Genomic DNA, 16,328 nt, shown 5'->3' on the forward strand with positions numbered 1-16,328 from the left:
GGTCAATATTTGATCCGGCTTGGAGGGAATCCTTGTATTATTCCTGCTAGAAGGTGCCTTTTACACCGATTGTAATGTAGGCGGGATTGGAGCGGCGTGTGTATTTTTGGGCATAAGCCGGAGTGTCGGACGCGCGGCGGTAGATTATGAGATCCTTGCCAAACACATCGCTGCAATTTGCGAATATAGTCAGAGCCCTCGAAAAACTATACTCGGCCGTCACGCTCCAGCGGGTGTAGGCTGCCTGATAATTTGCAGCGTAAGGGGGAACGTTCTCATTCGTGCTTGATTTCTCGATCCACGCCTTTGTTTCGCCTTGATAGGCGCAAGCGATGCGAAGCGAGAAACGAGGGCGAATGTAGTTGATGCCGGCGGACAGGCTGTCGGGAGTGAACCCCGTAAACTCATCCGCTTTCTCACCATCAATCGCAATGTGAGTATAGTTCACCCAAAGCTGCACCTTGCGCAACCACGCAGGAAGGAAGAATAAGTCCTGACGATAACTCATTTCGAAACCGGTAAGCTCCGCGTTGCCGATATTTTCCTTGCGGGAAAGAAATATGGCGCCTTCTCCCTCCGCCAGATTTTTGGCCTCGGCTTCAGGGACTCCATAGGCGCGCAAAATCGCCTCATCCGCAAGGAAGCGGTAGTTGCCTATGAATTTGGAGATTTTTTTCTTATATACTCCGATGGAACCGAAGCCGCCCTTTATGTAATAGGAATCAAGCGAGAGGTGGAAACTGTCCGCCGTCCAGGGTTCCAAGCCCGGGTTTGCAACGCTAATGGTCACGCTTGAGGCTATTCCCGCACTGTCGGGAATTCTGAAACCGGCCACGATATCGTTGACATTGGGACGCCCGATAGTGCGCGCGTAGGCGGCGCGGGCCACAAAATTGGGCGTAATGGAAAAATTCATATTCACGCTCGGATAGATGCCATCGTAGCTCTTCTCATCATTAAATCCGCGCTCCTTGTAAATATATCTGGTTTGTTGGGACGGATCGTCGGTCACCATTAGAAAGCCGCCGCCGGGTTTGGGGATGCGGTTTCCATTTTCATCGTATTGATAGACAGCAGTCTGATCCTCAAGCCCTGCCCAGCCCTCAACCCTGGTGCGTTCATAGCGAGCCCCGAAAACCGTGTGCAGACGATTGCCAAAGAGCCGCAAATCGAAGCGCAAATAACCGGCGGTAATATCTTCGACCATCCGCTTGGAGTTATTCGCCTTCATTTGGTAATATTCAGAGCTGCTGTTTAGCTCGAAAAACTCAGGCCGCTGCTTGAAGAGATCATAAACTTTCACCGGGTTGAGCCAGCGAACGGATCTGCCGTTCATCTTGATATCTATGGAGTCGTCGACAAAGTCGTAGAGGGAAACGCTTTGTGCCTGCATTCCCGTGGCACTGGCGAGGGCGGCGTCACCATTAAAATTATATTGAGGCATCATTCGCTGGTTGTCGCGATCCTGCCGGGTGAAGGCTGCGCCGGTCTTAAACGAGAGAAACCGGTTGAATATGCGCTCCGCGTCGATGCGCCCCTCCATATTTTTTGTTTCGTAACGGGCATATTCCTCCCTCAGCCCGGTGAGCCTGTAGGTTTCTCCATCGTAAGGGTCAATCGGTGTTTGATCAGGATGGTAGATGGCTTCATAGGAAGTTGGTAAAATACTGTCGGTTGTATTCATGCCGTAACCGGTCATGTTTAGGTCTCGAAGCTCGGCAATATAGGAGGCGGCGTAACCTCGGACACGACTGTCGCGTTTACGCACGGCGGAGGAATAGACGCCTTGCGCATCGACACGCCACTTGGGACCGGTGTGCTTGTAGCGCAGTGTCAGGTGGGTGGTGTCGGTGCCCTCATAGTAATTTAGCGGAGCGGCTTGCCCCATGGTGATTGTTGCGTTGCCAAACCCAGGGCTTTGAGTGGTTGTCGCGGGATCGGCCCCGGCGGGGACAACGGGATACCGTTGCTGCGCACCGGTAAATTGCCAGCGCATCCGGCTGCTCACCTGCTCGGAGGATACCTCGCGATGCTGGATGGTAAGCGCCAAGGTGTCGTTTCGAGACAAACGGAACTCCATGCCGGCTTGTATGTTTTCCGTGCTGGTGATTTGCGCCAGTTGCGACCATGTTGCGTAGCGAAGCGCGATATCCTTCGGACCCAAGTTCCCTTCGATTTTGGGAGTGCTGTTGCTGATGCCTTCGTGCCGAAGATTCCAATCCGCATACTCAACCGGGGTGTCATCAGCGGGACGCTGCCTCCATGATTTTGAATACCCCACACTGAAAACCACCCGTCTGCTAGCGGGAAGCACCGCGGTGAAACTGTAAGACGGCTGCTTGGCGCTTGGGGAAAGTTGGGGGATGGCCTGTTTGTCTCCCCCCTTAAAGGTAAGACCATCATTGGTGTTGAGCGTCATGTAGAGCTGCCAGTTAAGGCGCGCTTTCTTGATGCCCAGCATCCCCTTGGTCACTAGGTTCATAGAGCCGCCCAAGCCCGAGGCAGGCTTGTCGGGCGTGGGAACTTTGGTTATCTCCACGCGCTCTATGTTAACCATGGGCACATCTCTCAGGGACATTGTGCGCCCGCCGCCTTCTGTCAGGGCGCCGTCAGATGTGCCGCCTGCCCCAGTGCTGGCTATGCCGCCACCATCAAGGGAGATGTTCGACTTGTCCGAGGGGAACCCCCGAGAGCAAGTGTGCCGGGATTCTCTCCGTCATCCATGATGGCCACTCCGGGAAGGAAGCGTATGTAGTCGCCGATATTTTCGGAACCCTGCCCGGGCAATTCATCAAGAGCGATGACGTTTGTGATGCTGGCCGCATGACGCTGCTCGTTCATGGCGATGGCTTGGGCGCTCATCATCTGGTCGGCCACAACCGTAAAACGGTCCAATTCGACCACATCATCATCGCCCGCGCCTCTTTTCACGGATGAACCCTCGCGGCGAATTTTGAATTCAAACGTGGTGCTCTTCCCCGCGGTGACGGGCACCGTGGAGGTTTGCGAATCGAAACCCAGATAGGAAACCTCCAGCGTGGCCGCCCCCGCCGGCAAATCGGCAAAATAAAACCCGCCATTATCGTCGGTGAGCGTTTCCCGTTGAGTGCCCTTGATCGTAACGCGCGCCCTGGCGACAGGAGTGCCGCTGGCGGAATTATACACAGTTCCCTCGACAATGCCGGTGCCCGCCCCGGCCGCGGGGACGGTGTTATCAGCACGCATTGGTGCGAAAACCGGCAAAATAAAAATAAACACGGCAAGCCTGCCTATAAGCGTCTTCATATTGTATAGCATGGGGGTTAATATTTTGGTTGTAGTTATTAAATTATTTACAGCCCTGCTCCATCCACTGCGCATCAGGCGCTTTATTGGCGTCACGAATCTCGGCTTTCCACGCCGACGACATTGACTTATATGGGGAAAGATACAGGGGCATGCTGACGATCCAAAGAAAACAAAGGCTGGAGTATTTTTATAATGATAGGTTTTTCCAAATATGCTTGGTGGAGCTAGAAAACAGGGAGGTGTATAACTGGGCGGATGGTTGATTGGGTTGAATAAAGCCTCAAGGCCAAGGTCATGGTATTTTTGCCATACCTTGTATTGGCGCAACTGAAACAGGGACGCGCCCGCAAACCCGGCACGCATTTCGCCTGCGCAAGAAACCTTCCGCATCAAAAAGATTTTTGCGTTGCCCCTGTTTGCCGCTTGCCTCGCTGCAAAAAACGAACCGGCGCGCCGTAACCAAAGCCAGTCTCAAGGCCCCGGGAGCCGGGGCTGCTAACTTCCCCGTCCCCGAAACAAACGCAAAGATTTGATTGCCTTCCCCCTTCAGCACCGTATTTGATCAACCCTTTTCCACTACGCCTGCCTCCGATTCCCGGGGTGACCAGGGGGAACGAAACCATGAAACAACAATACAAAATAACAGCCGCCACACGCGAGCAAACAGGCCGCAGCGCATCCCGCCGCGTCCGCAAAGAAAACAAGGTGCCCGCCGTCCTCTACGGAAAGCACACCCAGCCCGAAACCATCTCGGTGGACGGTCCCGAATTCACACGCCTGCTCAAGGCCATCGGAGGCTCATCCTCCCTCGTTGAAATCGAACGCAAGGACAAACCCGCCGCGCTTTCCTTCATTCAAGAGGTCCAGCGCGACCCCATCACGGACCGGTTCCTCCACATCGACTTCCAGGAAGTGAAAGCCGACGAAAAGATGGAAATCCACGTGCGCGTTGTCTCGGTCGGCGAGGCCTACGGCGTCAAGACCCAGAACGGCGTTCTCGAAATGCCCAATCCTTACCTGCGCATCCGCTGCCTGCCCAAGGATCTCCCCTCTTTCATCGAAGTGGACGTCACCAATATCAAGATCGGCGAAACTCTCCACGTCGGCGCACTCAAAACCATCTCCGGCGTTGAGTTCCGCGACGACAAGAACCTTCCCGTCTTCTCGTGCGTCGCTCCAGTGGAGGAAGTTGCCTCCGCGACATCCGGTGCCGCAGCCGCCGCTCCCGCAGCCGCCGCCGCTCCCGCCGCGGGCGCAAAACCCGCCGCCGGTGCCGCCGCGCCCGCAGCCGCTCCCGCCAAGAAATAAGTTTTCCCGTTCGGGGCCGCGGCTTGACCGCCACGGCTCCGGGCGATTGTTCTTTGAGACATGTCCATTTTGCTTGTTGCCGGACTCGGCAACCCGGGTCGCGAGTATGCCAATACCCGCCACAACCTGGGCTTCATCATCCTCGACGCGCTTGCCCGCCGGCACGCGCTCTCGTGGAAAATGCAAGCCGCCCGCCACGCCGAGATCACCCGCTGGGACAACCCTCCCGGCGGCACACCGCTCCTGCTCGCCAAACCGCAGACCTACATGAACGAAAGCGGCGTCGCGCTCCAGTCGCTCGCCCGCTATTATAAAATCCCGGTCGCCCAAATCGCCGTCATCTACGACGACATTAACATCGACCTCGGACTTGTGAAAGTCTCGCTCACCGGCTCGGCCGGCGGCCACAACGGCATCGCCAGCATCCTTCAGCACCTCGGCGACGGATTCATCCGCTACCGCATAGGCATCGGCCCGAAACGGCCCCCGAAAATGGACCTCAAAGACTTCGTCCTCGGAAACCTTGACACCGACCAACAGACAATCGTCGCAAACACACTTCCACACTATCTCAAAGGCCTCGACACCCTCCTCGAACACGGAGCCGACCGGGCCATGAACACACTTAACAGAAGAGAAAAAAACACATGACAACGACCAAACGCAACTACCGCGGCACATTCATCATCGACAACCGCGGCCAAGAAGAATCCATCGACAAGCTCATCGAGGACGTGAAAACCGAAATCGCCGCCGTCCAAGGCGAAGTCACCGCCGTCGAAAACCTCGGCAAGCGCGACTTCGTCCGCGTGACCGACAAGAAATTCACCAGCGGCGTCTACGTGCAAATCGCCTTCGACGCCCCCGCCGAAGGCCCGGCGCAGCTCAAGGAACGCTTCCGCCTCAACAACACCGTCTACCGCATCTTCATCGAGACGCTCTAACAAAACTTCGCGCGGTGGCTTGCAGCCCAATCGACTGCAAACCGCAAACTGCAAACCCTCCAACCAGCCCACATCCCCATGGCCTCATTCAATCAAGTCATCCTCATCGGAAACCTCACGCGCGATCCCGAACTCCGGGTCACGCCGAGGGGAACCTCCATCTGCCAGTTTGGCATCGCCGTCAACCGCACCTACAAGGACGAGTCCGGCAACAGCAAGGAAGAGGTCAACTTTTTCGACATCGAAGCCTGGGGCAAGCAGGGCGAAGTCATCTCCAAGTTCATGAGCAAGGGCCGCCCGATCTTCGTGCAAGGCCGGCTCAAACAGGACTCGTGGGAGGACAAGGCGACGGGACAAAAACGCAGCAAAGTCAAAATCGTCCTCGAAGGCTTCCAATTCATCGGCAGCCGCGATGGCGGGCAACAAGGCGGCGGCTCCAGCGAGGAAAATTTCGACCAGGCATCGCCTGTCGAGCGCAACTCGCCCCCTCCCCGTCCGCCCATGCGCAACAACCCGCCTCCCGCGCAGGACAACATCGACGAAGACGTGCCGTTCTAAACCGCGCCACGCACACCACACTCACAACAATTAACATCAAACAAAAAAACCAACATGGCTCACACAGAAGTCCTCCTCCTTAAACCTCTCGAAAACCTCGGCGCCGAAGGCGACCAGGTCAAAGTTCGCACCGGCTACGCGCGCAACTATCTCTTCCCGCAAAAACTCGCGGCTCCGCTCACGCAAGCCAACCGCAAGCACGTCGAGGCGCTCAAGAAACGCCGCGCCGAGCGCGAAATCAAGGAGTTCGAAGGCGCGCAGCAAGTCGCCAAGCAGCTCGAAAAACTCAGCGTCGCGTTTGCCGTCAAGACCGGCGAGGGCGGCAAGATGTTCGGCGCCGTCACCGCGGCCGACCTCCACCAGAAGATCGAGGAGGCCGGCATCATCCTCGACAAGCGCAAGATTCACCTCCACACGCCGGTGAAGACCCTCGGCAAGCACGACGTCAAAATCAAGCTCCACGCCGACGTCTCCATCGACTTCAGCTTCGACGTCGTTTCGGAAAACCCGATCGAGACAGCCGCGGAAGAAGCCCCCGCCGGCGAAGTCCGCAAGACCGAGAAAAAATCAGCCCGCCGCAAAACCGCCGCGGACGAAGAAGCAGCCGGCGAGGAAAAACCCGCCAAGAAGACGGCCAAGAAAAAGGCCGAATAATCACGGCTCATCTTTTCGTTTAACAAAAAACGCCTCCGGTTTCGGAGGCGTTTTTTTTTGCGGCAGGGCGAACCGTCCCGGTGGGCCGCAATATCCCCGGCTCACCGGGACGGTTCGCCCTACCAAAGTATAATTTGGCCCAAATCGAATCATGCCGAGTTTTCGTCAATCACGCAGCGACGAGTTGGGCACGCTCAGGGAGTGAATTGCATTGGGATCACGCCCAGCGCGCGCACTGGAACACCATCTTTTTTGGCGGGCCTGAAACGCCAGAGTTTGACCGCGGCAACTGCCGACGATGCAAAATCCGGCGTGGCCTTGATCACATCGACCATTTCGACACGCCCTTTTTCATTGAGCACAAATGCCAGAAGAACATGGCCCGGTATCTTCTTCTGCTTGGCCAGCAGCGGATATCCGGGCGCGGCTCGCGGCTCTTGAATCACAAACATCTCGTCGATTTCGTCCGTTGAATTAACCGGCGTATCGCCAAGCGCGGGAAACTTGCAGGTAAACGACACCCAATACGCCGGCAGTGATCCACCCGACTGGCCTCGAGGGAATCTGTGTTTTTCCAGCGCGTGTCTTGCCGCGTTTTGCAATGCCAGCGGCGGCATCGATCCGTCAGGAAGCGGCTCCACCGTGCAAAAACGCGCGCGTCCCGATTTGTCCACCACCGCCTTGATTTCAACGGTTGTTTCAGGCCGGACAAGAAAGGGATTGCGCGGATCGTCCACCTCGTCCGGCGAAGCCTTTCCTGCTGTCATGGCAAGCTTATGGGTGTAGTTTTCCGGTTCAATAGAGGTTGGGCGTTTCCGGCGGGTTTTGCCCTTGGCGGCCGGCTGCTCATTGAGCGCCCGCAGGCAGGCCCGCGCCTGATAGTGCTCGGCGGCGCGGCGCAATGTCCACGTGCGATACAGTTTGCCGTCCGAGGGAAACCCAGCGTCAACCATGGGCATGACGATCTCAGTCATATCCATGCGCAGTGCGGCATTGAGGGATTTCTGAGCCGATTTGTATTCGGGATCAAGACGCGCGCCCTTTTCAACAAGCAGGCGCGCGGCATCGATGGCGTCTTCCGCAAGCGCCCGGTCGAGCGCGCTCGCGCCGTTTGAGTCGGTGGCGTTGATTGACGCTCCATGCTCGAGCAGCACGCGCATGGACTCGACCGCATTGGTCGCGGCCGCGGCGTGGAGGGCGGAGGCTCCGATTGAATCGGTTTCGTCGAGCGAAAAACCGGCGGCGACCAGCTCCCGAACAAGCAGCGGATAATCCGCACGGGCGGCCTCAATGAGCGCGTTTGCCGGCCGTGGATTGGGAGTCGATGAGGTTACGGCGAGCGGGGTGTTGAGGAGATCGGGACCAATGGTGGATTGCGCGGTCGCACCCGCATTGCCTCCGGCATCGGACTCCGGCGGTTTCACCACCTTTGTTATCAGCCGGGCAAAAGAAGCGTCGTTTTGGCGGTCCGCCGTTTCGAGCAGTGTTCTGAGTGTCGTCTCGTCGTTGTTTGGCGACAGGCCTTGTTCGATCAACCAGAGCGCCATTTCGACTTGGCCCAAGCGCAGTTGAAAGCGCAGCACGTCGGAATCCTTGTAATCGGCGAGCAATTCCGGCGACGGCGGTTTGCCGCCGAGCAGCGTTTTCATGAGGCCAACATCACCGCCTATCACCGCGGTATCGAAGGCGGAATAACTGGCGCTCCTCGGGCCAAATAGATCCGCGCCCGCTTCGATCAAAGCGCGCACAATGCCAGTGTGTCCCGATGCCACTGCCGCGCTGAGCGGCGTGCTCGCATACGACCGGGTCATCGGCCTGAGATTGACCGAGGCCTTGGCGCGCAAAAGGCGCTCGACGGCTTCGGCGCGGCTTTTCTCGATGGCCAACTCCAGCGGGGTGGCTCTTTGGGATTTTTCATTCGCCTCGGCTCGCACGAGTTTCGGAGCGGCCTTGATCAGCACGTCCATCGCGCGCACCGACCCCGCCCGCGCCGCGAGGTGCATCAGCGTCAGGCCGCCGTCTTTTGCAGCAGTCATCGGCTTGATGCGCCTGGAAGAGATGAGTTTTTGAAGACGCACGGCATCGTCAAAAATCACCGCATGAACCGCCTCCTTGTCGAGACCATGGAACTCGCGCTGCCTTGGTTCGAAAAAGCGCCCGTCCTTCCAAAGAAGCAGCACAGCCTGCCCGGCCGCGGCCTGTTCGCGGGTGAGGTCGAACGTGGCGTTGCGAATGAACGCGCTGCCCTGCGTCGGCGGGACAATGCGCACGCGCGCATCCGCCGCGCGGCCGTCGAGCATCCACACCACGACGAGCAGCGCACGGCTTGTCGAAACACCATCCGGCCATTGCCGCAAAAACTCACTCTCGCCGCCTTGGGAATGCGAAATACCGGCCTTGGCGCGCATGGGATATTTTTCACCGGGCACACGATGGCGAAAACCCCGTTGGTAAATTGTGTAGTTCGGCGACATGCGCAGGAACGCCGCATTTGCCCGCAGATCACCCTCAAGCCGCCAAGTTGCATCGGCCCCGGTCTGGCGCGTTTCGGTTCCGTCGGTGACTTCGATGGTGTTGCCGGAAATCGACCGCGGGGCGAAGGCTTTGCCGTCGATTTCGCAGACTAGCCGAAGGTCGGCGCGCGCGGTCGACATTGCGAACAATACGCACGCAATCACAAACGTGAGCCGTAGCCGCAACGGGAATTTCATGGGGTATGAATATGTGGCAATTTCGACCGGCGTTTATTCTTCCTGCGCGCTTGCCGACCACTTGAAGATCGTCGTGCTCAGCGGGGGAAGTTGCAGCACAATGCTTTGCGGGTGGCCGTCGCAGGGCACGGGGTCGCTCATGCGCCCGCCGTCGTTGCCGAGGCCGTTGCCGCCGTAATAGGTGCTGTTTGTGTTGAGAACTTCCTTCCAGAAGCCCGCGCGCGGCACGCCCATGCGGTAGTCCTTGCGCAACACCGGCGTGAAGTGGCCGACGACCGCAAAGAGATCCTGGCCGTATGCGTCCATGCGCTGGAATGAGAGCACGCTCGCGTCGGAATCGTTGCAATTGATCCAGCGGAAACCTTGCGGGTTGAAGTCGTTCAGGCTGAGCACGGGTTCGTCGCGATAGAGTTTGTTGAGGTCGCGCACGAGCAGGCGGATGCCTTCGTGATCCATGTATTGGCGCAGGTGCCAGTCGAGGCTCGTGGTGTAATTCCATTCGCCGGACTGGCCGAACTCGCTGCCCATGAAGATGAGTTTTTTGCCCGGCCACGTCCACATGTGCGCGTAAAGCGCGCGCAGGTTGGCGGCTTTTTCGGGGATGTGCCACGCGCCCATTTTGAAGAGCATCGAGGCCTTGCCGTGCGTGACTTCGTCGTGCGAAAAAACCGAGATAAAGTTTTCCGCGTATTGGTAGAGCATGCCGAACGTGAGGTCGTTCTGGTGCCACTTGCGGTGCACGGGCTCCTTTTGGAAAAAGCGCAGGGTGTCGTGCATCCAGCCCATGTTCCATTTGTAGTCGAAGCCGAGTCCGCCGTCGCTCGTGGGTTTGCTCACGCCGCCAAACGAGGTCGACTCCTCGGCGATCATCACCGCTCCGGGATAATACTGGTGCACGAGGTCGTTGACCTGGCGGATAAACGCAATGGCCTCGAGGTTTTCGCGCCCGCCGAATTTGTTGGGAATCCATTCGCCCTCCTTGCGCGAGTAGTCGAGGTAGAGCATTGAGGCGACGGCATCCACGCGCAGCCCGTCGATGTGGTAGCGGTCAAGCCACGAGAGGGCGTTGGCGGCGAGGAAACAGCGCACTTCGTTGCGCCCGTAGTTAAAGATGAGCGTGCCCCAGTCCATGTGCGCGCCCTGGCGCGGGTCGGCGTGCTCGTAGAGGTGCGTGCCGTCGAACTCGGCGAGCGCGAACTGGTCGCGCGGGAAGTGCGCGGGCACCCAGTCGAGGATGACGCCGATGCCGTGCTGGTGCATGTAATCGACGAAGTAGGCAAAATCCTCCGGACTGCCGTAGCGGTGCGTGGGCGCAAAAAAACCGGTGACTTGATAACCCCACGAGCCGTCGAACGGATGCTCGGCGAGCGGCATCACCTCGATGTGCGTGAAACCCATGTCGCCCACATATTCGGCAAGCATGGGCGCGAGTTCGCGGTAGCTGAAGATGCGGTTGCCGTCCTCAACCTTGCGTTTCCACGAGCCGAGGTGCACCTCGTAAATCGAAATGGGCTGGTCGCGCTGGCCGGCGTTGGCCTTGCGTTTTTCAAGCCAGGCGTCGTCGCCCCATTTGTGACGGCGCGTGTCGCAAACGATGGAGGCGTTGCCGGGGGCGCCTCGAAATATGTGCCGTAGGGGTCGGTTTTGAGATGGAGGTGCCCCTGCTGGTCGTAGATTTCGTATTTGTAGAGTTCGCCCTCGCGCAGGCCGGGAATAAAAATTTCCCACACGCCTGACGCGCCGAGCGGACGCATCGGGTAGTAGCGCCCGTCCCAGTGGTTGAAGTTGCCGACGAGCGAAACGCGCGCCGCGCTCGGCGCCCACACCGCGAAGGAAACACCGGGCACGCCCTGGTTTTCGATGAGATGCGCGCCGAGTTTTTTGTAGATGAAATGGTCGTTGCCCTCGTTGAAGAGATAAAGGTCGAGGTCTCCGATTGTCGGCGCGAACGAATAGGGATCCCAAAACTGGCGCATCTCGCCGCCGTGCGTCGTGGCGCGCAACTGGTATTTGAAGAGCTCGGTGCGCTTGGGGATGAACAGCTCGAAAAAACCCTCGGGCGCGAGCTGCTCCATCTCGTAGCGAACCGCGGCGGCGCGCTTGCCGGACTTGGCGCGGGTCGGGCTGGAAGCGTCCATGTCGACCACCTCGCATCGCGCGGCCTCGCGGACAAACGCGCGCACCACAATCCCCGACGTCCTGCCTCTCTTGGCGTGATGCATGCCGAGGAACGTATGCGGATTGGCATTCTTTGCGGCGAGGAACGAGTCGAGTTCGGCTTTGGTGAGCAGCATGGAATAAATGGATTGTGCGCGCCAAGATATGTTCCTTTCGCCCAAGGTCGAGAGTAGAGAGTGGGCGTTTTCTAAAACCTCAAGGGGCGGCGTCGGCTAAAAAGCACGCCCGGCTTTTCCACAAGCGAACCGGCGGGCATTTGGCGGGCGGGTATTTCTTTGATTGCAACAACCGCGCGCATTCGCGTGCATGTGCGACTCAAAAAATTCCGAATGATGCGACCCAGAGACATTCCCGTTTGCGGCTCCGCCTCGGTGACGGCGCTTTTTAAGCAAAATCCCGATTCGATCAAACGCCTCTTTTTCGACGCGCCCGCCTCCTCGCGCCTCGGCAAAATGGCGAGCTACCTCGCGCAAAACAAACGCCCCTATCGCATGGTGCAACCCGCCGAACTCCAGAAAATCTCCGGCACCATTCACCACGGCGGCGTTGTCGCCATCATCGCCGCGCCCGAACTCCGCGAACCCACCCTCGACGAAGTCGCCGACTGGGGCAAGGCGCGCGAAGGCGTCCTGGTCCTCGACCGCATCGGCAACGCGCACAACCTCGGCGCGCTCGTGCGCACCGCCGCGTTTTTTGGCATTCGCAAAATCGTCCTCGCCGACGACCAGCAGCAGGCGCTCCCCGGCGAGTCCGCCTACCGCATCGCCGAGGGCGGCATGCAATACGTGGATGTTTTCCGCGTGTGGGATCTGCCCGGCCTGTGCCGCGCGCTCGCCGACACCGGTTACGATGTCGCCGGCGCGGCCGTTGCCTCAAAATCGCCCGTCTCCAAGGCCATGCGCGAAATCGGCCCCAACCGCCCCGTCGCGCTCGTGCTCGGAAACGAGGAAACCGGACTCTCCGCCAATGTTGCCGCCGCGTGCACGCGCTTCGTCACAATTCCCGGCACGGGTAATGTCGAGTCGCTCAACGTCTCCGCCGCCGCGGCAGTCCTCATGTGGGCGCTTTGGCCCGGACGCAAAACCCTCGCCGACGGCGAATAAGGCGCGCATCGACGGCATTGCGTTCACGTTCGCGCGCGCGACAAAATGCGTCAAAATTTGCGCGGACTACATATTCGAATAAATAACCGGAAAACTAAGACTTGCGCGATAGTTGCCCCGTTTTTTTTACTCACCGCTTAATCATGTCTTCAGCAGCCGAAACAGCCTCCGCCTTCACAAAGGACAACCCTTTCCACGCCAAAGTTGTGGAAAACCGGCGGCTTAATCGCGTCGGCTCCGCAAAGGAAACCCGGCATGTCGCCATCAGCATCGAAGGCAGCAACCTCGTGTATAAGGCGGGCGATTCGCTCGGCGTTTACCCGCAAAACCGCCCGCAGGATGTCGCCGAGATCATCAACCTGCTCGGCGCAAACGGCGACGAGCCCGTCTCGCCCGCGCTCCTCAAACTCCCCGCGCCCGTTTCCCTGCACGAGGCGCTGCTCTCGAAACTTTCGCTCACCCGCCCGACAGGCAAAATACTCGAAGCCCTCGCCGCCCGCGTCACCGACGCCGGCGAAAAAACACGCCTCGCCGGGCTGCTCGCCCCGGAAGCCAAGGAACAGCTCGCCGCCTACCTCGCCGAGCGCGAATACGTCGACATCCTCGGCGAGTTCCGCAGCGCCAGGCTCGCGCCGCAAGAGTTTGTCGATCACCTGCGCAAACTCATGCCCAGGCTTTATTCCATCGCGTCCTCGTCAAAACAGCACCCCGACGAAATCCACCTCACCGTCGCAGTCCTTCGCTACATGATGAACAATCGCGAACGTGTCGGCGTGTGCTCCACGTTTCTTGCCGATCGCGCGGGGCTCGGCACGGCGTCCGTCCCCATTTTTATCTCCAACTCGCACTTCGCCCCGCCGCAGGACGCGTCCAAGGACATCATCATGGTCGGCCCCGGCACCGGCATCGCGCCCTTCCGCGCATTCATGCAGGATCGCGTCGCATCCCAGTGCAAGGGCCGCAACTGGCTCTTCTTTGGCGACCAGCACAAAAACACCGACTTCCTCTACGAACTGGAATGGCAGAACTACCTCGCCAAGGGCCTGCTCTCCAAGCTCACACTCGCGTGGTCGCGCGACCAGCAACAAAAAATCTACGTTCAGGACAAAATGCGGGAAAACGCCGCCGAACTCTGGGAGTGGATTAAAAACGGCGCGCATTTCTACATTTGCGGCGACGCCAAGCGCATGGCCAAGGATGTCGAAGCCGCCCTGCTCGAAATCATCGCCCAACAAGGAAACATGGACGCCGCCGCGACCGCCGATTACGTCAAGGAGCTGAAAAAAGACAAACGCTACCAGCGGGATGTCTATTGAGCGCGGACGACGCGCCGCTTAAAAAAATGTCCGCAAAAAAAGCCCTCCCGAGCAGATGGGAGGGCTATTGGAAATTGGGTGCAGGGGTTGGATTTGAACCAACGACCTTCAGGTTATGAGCCTGACGAGCTACCAGGCTGCTCCACCCTGCAACAAATCAAGAGTCGTTAAAGCTGTGAGGCGTGAACGCGGGTGTCAATGGCTTTTTGGGACTTTTCGGCTGAATGATTTCTGACAATTTGCACATATCCTTTGCATGGAGCCGAAGATGTGCCGTGCGGACGGATGGTGTCGCCTCCTTACCCTGCTCGTTTATCATTTTATTTTTGATTCAAGATAACTTGGGTCTTTTTTGGCTTTTCGGCGTATATGGAAAACATTCACAATATCCATAAGTAGTGAGAAGGTGCTGACAGAGAGTAGGAGAATAGTCACCCAATTCGTCCATATGATTGTCACCAGCCCGGCAGCGCCAACAAATAGAAGGGCAACTGGGATGCTGCGTCTACTAGCTTTGAGGGCAGACTTGATTTTCATTTTTCAAGATGCTGTCGGTGGATGGGTTACGATCAGTCAATGGGTTTAATTGGGGCAATCGTTTGTGCGTATGACTTTTTGAGCAGATATGGCACGCTCGCAGTAACGGCGTCCTATTATAAAGCGCCCCGCCCTACCCTTTCTTCTCCGCGACCAGGCCGCGAAGGAAGCTTATGATCGACGGAATCGCCTCGACCATCTCGTCGCGGCTGGCCTCGTAAACCTTGATCGGGCCACCGAAGGGATCGGCGATTTCGCGGCTCGCGCTTCCCGGCAAAAACTCGCGAAACAAATACAGGTGCTTGGGCGGCGGGTCGAAGTTCATCAGAATCGCCGCGCGGTGCGACTCGGTCATGCAAAAGATCGCCAGCGCGTCCTCGACCAGTTCCCGCGTGAGCGGCTGCGCGCGATGCCCCGACAGGTCGATGCCCACTTTTTTGAGCGCGACGACCGAGTTTTCCGAAACCGGCTCGCCCCTGTGCGCCACGATGCCGGCGGAAACGACCTTGAGCGATTTCAACGGCTCGGGCTGTCCGCGCAAGGCGTGTTGCAACAGCGCCTCGGCCATCGGGCTTCGGCAAATATTGGCGGTGCAAATGGTGAGGATGTGGCCGGACATTTGTTTATGTGCGCCGGATTAAGAACATAAATTGCGCGCGGTGCCAGCGTGTTTGCATCGCCTCCCCGCATAAAGCGCCTCGGCGCACGAAGATTTCTTGAAATATCCGGTTAAAATGACTGTTTTGCAAAATGGTTCTTTCCGAGGCTGGCCGGGTGCTGTAACAACGCGCATCCATAGAAATTCAACCGGTATTTTAACCTTCAATTCTTTCTCATCATGTCCAAAGAAGCTCCCAAAAAGAAAAAAAGCCTGCTCGTTAAATTGATCATCGGGCTTGTGTCGTTGCTCGTCGCCGTCGTGGCGGCGGTCGCGATCGTGTGCATCTTCTGCCTGAAGCCGATCGTGCGAAAACAGATCGAGGGGCGCACGGGCTACACGGTCAAAATCGAAAAACTTTCGCTCAATCCGTTCACCGCGAACCTCGTCATCGACGGATTTGTGATCACAAATCCCTCAAGCGATTTCAAGACGCCGGGCTTCGTCGACCTGCATGCGCTGCACGGCAAGGTATCGGTCTTTTCGCTGATGTCGGATCGCATCGTGGTGGAGAGCGCCACGCTCGACCTGCCCACGGTCACGCTCGTGCGCCGCGCCAATGACGCGCCCTCGAACGCCGCGCTTTTTGCCGAGCGGCTCATGGGCGAGTCGACCGCGCCCGCCACCAAGGATCCCGACAAAAAACCCGCCGAGCCCTCGAAGCCGGTAAACTTCCTCATCAAGAAGCTCGACGTGAATGTCGGCAAGGTTGTCGTCGCCACCGAGGCCGCCGACGGCGCGACCTCCAGCCGCGATTACACGATCAACTACAAGCATTCCTACGAAAATATCACCGAGCCGAAGCAGTTCATGACGACCGACCTTGCCAAGAGCCTGCTCGGCGTGGGCAGCCAGCTCAGCGACCTGATTCCGGGCGAGTTTGGCCAGAGCGTGGACTCGGTGCTCAAGGGCGGCATCAAGGTGCTCGACAACCCCGAGGAGGCTGCCAGCGGCGCGGTCCAGAGTTTGCTCGACAAACTCAAGTCGAAGAAAAAGGAATAGCGCGTCACGCATTCAGGCTTGCGCAAAGGGGCTTCGCTTGCGAAGCCCTTATGCTTTGGCAATCTCGCATA

At 58.3% G+C, this 16,328-nt stretch carries 12 protein-coding genes, 1 tRNA gene and 1 pseudogene; 8 read left to right on the plus strand and 6 right to left on the minus strand.

The annotated features are described in order from the left end of the window. Nucleotides 1-46 precede the first annotated feature (46 nt). Nucleotides 47-2,557, minus strand: a complete 2,511-nt coding sequence (locus CKA38_RS02970) for a TonB-dependent receptor domain-containing protein (RefSeq protein WP_108824166.1) — start codon at nt 2,555-2,557, stop codon at nt 47-49. A gap of 80 nt (nt 2,558-2,637) precedes the next feature. Further along, complete coding sequence (locus tag CKA38_RS15635; RefSeq protein ID WP_161554698.1) at nt 2,638-3,225, minus strand: carboxypeptidase-like regulatory domain-containing protein; 588 nt, start codon at nt 3,223-3,225, stop codon at nt 2,638-2,640. Nucleotides 3,226-3,909: 684 nt separating this feature from the next. Between CKA38_RS15635 and CKA38_RS02980 the strand changes: the two genes are divergently transcribed. The 5 genes from CKA38_RS02980 to rplI all read left to right on the plus strand — a co-directional run bounded on the left by CKA38_RS02980 (nt 3,910) and on the right by rplI (nt 6,752). Beyond that, nucleotides 3,910-4,596, plus strand: a complete 687-nt coding sequence (locus CKA38_RS02980; RefSeq protein ID WP_108826371.1) for a 50S ribosomal protein L25 — start codon at nt 3,910-3,912, stop codon at nt 4,594-4,596. A 60-nt stretch (nt 4,597-4,656) separates the two neighbouring features. Further along, complete coding sequence (pth, locus tag CKA38_RS02985) at nt 4,657-5,247, plus strand: aminoacyl-tRNA hydrolase (RefSeq protein WP_108824168.1); 591 nt, start codon at nt 4,657-4,659, stop codon at nt 5,245-5,247. Then, nucleotides 5,244-5,540: a 30S ribosomal protein S6 gene (locus CKA38_RS02990; RefSeq protein ID WP_108824169.1), complete on the plus strand. Its 297-nt coding sequence runs from the start codon at nt 5,244-5,246 to the stop codon at nt 5,538-5,540. Before pth ends, CKA38_RS02990 begins: the two co-directional genes overlap by 4 nt. 78 nt (nt 5,541-5,618) lie before the next feature. Beyond that, nucleotides 5,619-6,098, plus strand: coding sequence for a single-stranded DNA-binding protein (locus CKA38_RS02995; protein ID WP_108824170.1), 480 nt, complete (start codon nt 5,619-5,621; stop codon nt 6,096-6,098). Nucleotides 6,099-6,152: 54 nt separating this feature from the next. Then, on the plus strand, nt 6,153-6,752 hold the full coding sequence (gene rplI / locus CKA38_RS03000) for a 50S ribosomal protein L9 (RefSeq protein WP_108824171.1): 600 nt from the start codon (nt 6,153-6,155) through the stop codon (nt 6,750-6,752). Between the two features lie 194 nt (nt 6,753-6,946). Here rplI and CKA38_RS03005 read toward each other — a convergent pair whose 3' ends face one another. Then, a complete protein-coding gene (locus CKA38_RS03005) occupies nt 6,947-9,406 on the minus strand; it encodes a TonB family protein (RefSeq protein WP_161554699.1) in 2,460 nt (819 codons plus the stop codon). Nucleotides 9,407-9,496: 90 nt separating this feature from the next. Beyond that, nucleotides 9,497-11,757: pseudogene (gene glgB, locus CKA38_RS03010) on the minus strand (1,4-alpha-glucan branching protein GlgB). A gap of 213 nt (nt 11,758-11,970) precedes the next feature. On the opposite strand from glgB, the gene CKA38_RS03015 reads away from it, so the two are divergent. Together CKA38_RS03015 and CKA38_RS03020 are read left to right on the plus strand one after the other, a co-directional pair. Further along, entirely contained in the window at nt 11,971-12,744 is a 774-nt protein-coding gene (locus CKA38_RS03015) for a TrmH family RNA methyltransferase (RefSeq protein WP_236919127.1), read from the plus strand. A gap of 143 nt (nt 12,745-12,887) precedes the next feature. Continuing rightward, the gene (locus CKA38_RS03020; RefSeq protein ID WP_108824173.1) at nt 12,888-14,060 is read left to right on the plus strand and encodes a sulfite reductase subunit alpha; all 1,173 of its coding nucleotides are present in this window, start codon (nt 12,888-12,890) and stop codon (nt 14,058-14,060) included. A 75-nt stretch (nt 14,061-14,135) separates the two neighbouring features. On the opposite strand, the gene CKA38_RS03025 is transcribed toward CKA38_RS03020, so the two are convergent. Together CKA38_RS03025 and CKA38_RS03030 are read right to left on the minus strand one after the other, a co-directional pair. After that, nucleotides 14,136-14,212: transfer RNA gene (locus CKA38_RS03025), tRNA-Met, on the minus strand. 518 nt (nt 14,213-14,730) lie between these two features. Continuing rightward, a complete protein-coding gene (locus CKA38_RS03030) occupies nt 14,731-15,216 on the minus strand; it encodes a low molecular weight protein arginine phosphatase (protein ID WP_108824174.1) in 486 nt (161 codons plus the stop codon). A 219-nt stretch (nt 15,217-15,435) separates the two neighbouring features. Between CKA38_RS03030 and CKA38_RS03035 the strand changes: the two genes are divergently transcribed. After that, a complete protein-coding gene (locus CKA38_RS03035; RefSeq protein WP_108824175.1) occupies nt 15,436-16,257 on the plus strand; it encodes a DUF748 domain-containing protein in 822 nt (273 codons plus the stop codon). Nucleotides 16,258-16,328: the final 71 nt, after the last annotated feature.

Origin of the sequence: Ereboglobus luteus (genome assembly GCF_003096195.1) — a bacterium.
GTDB lineage: Bacteria > Verrucomicrobiota > Verrucomicrobiia > Opitutales > Opitutaceae > Ereboglobus > Ereboglobus luteus.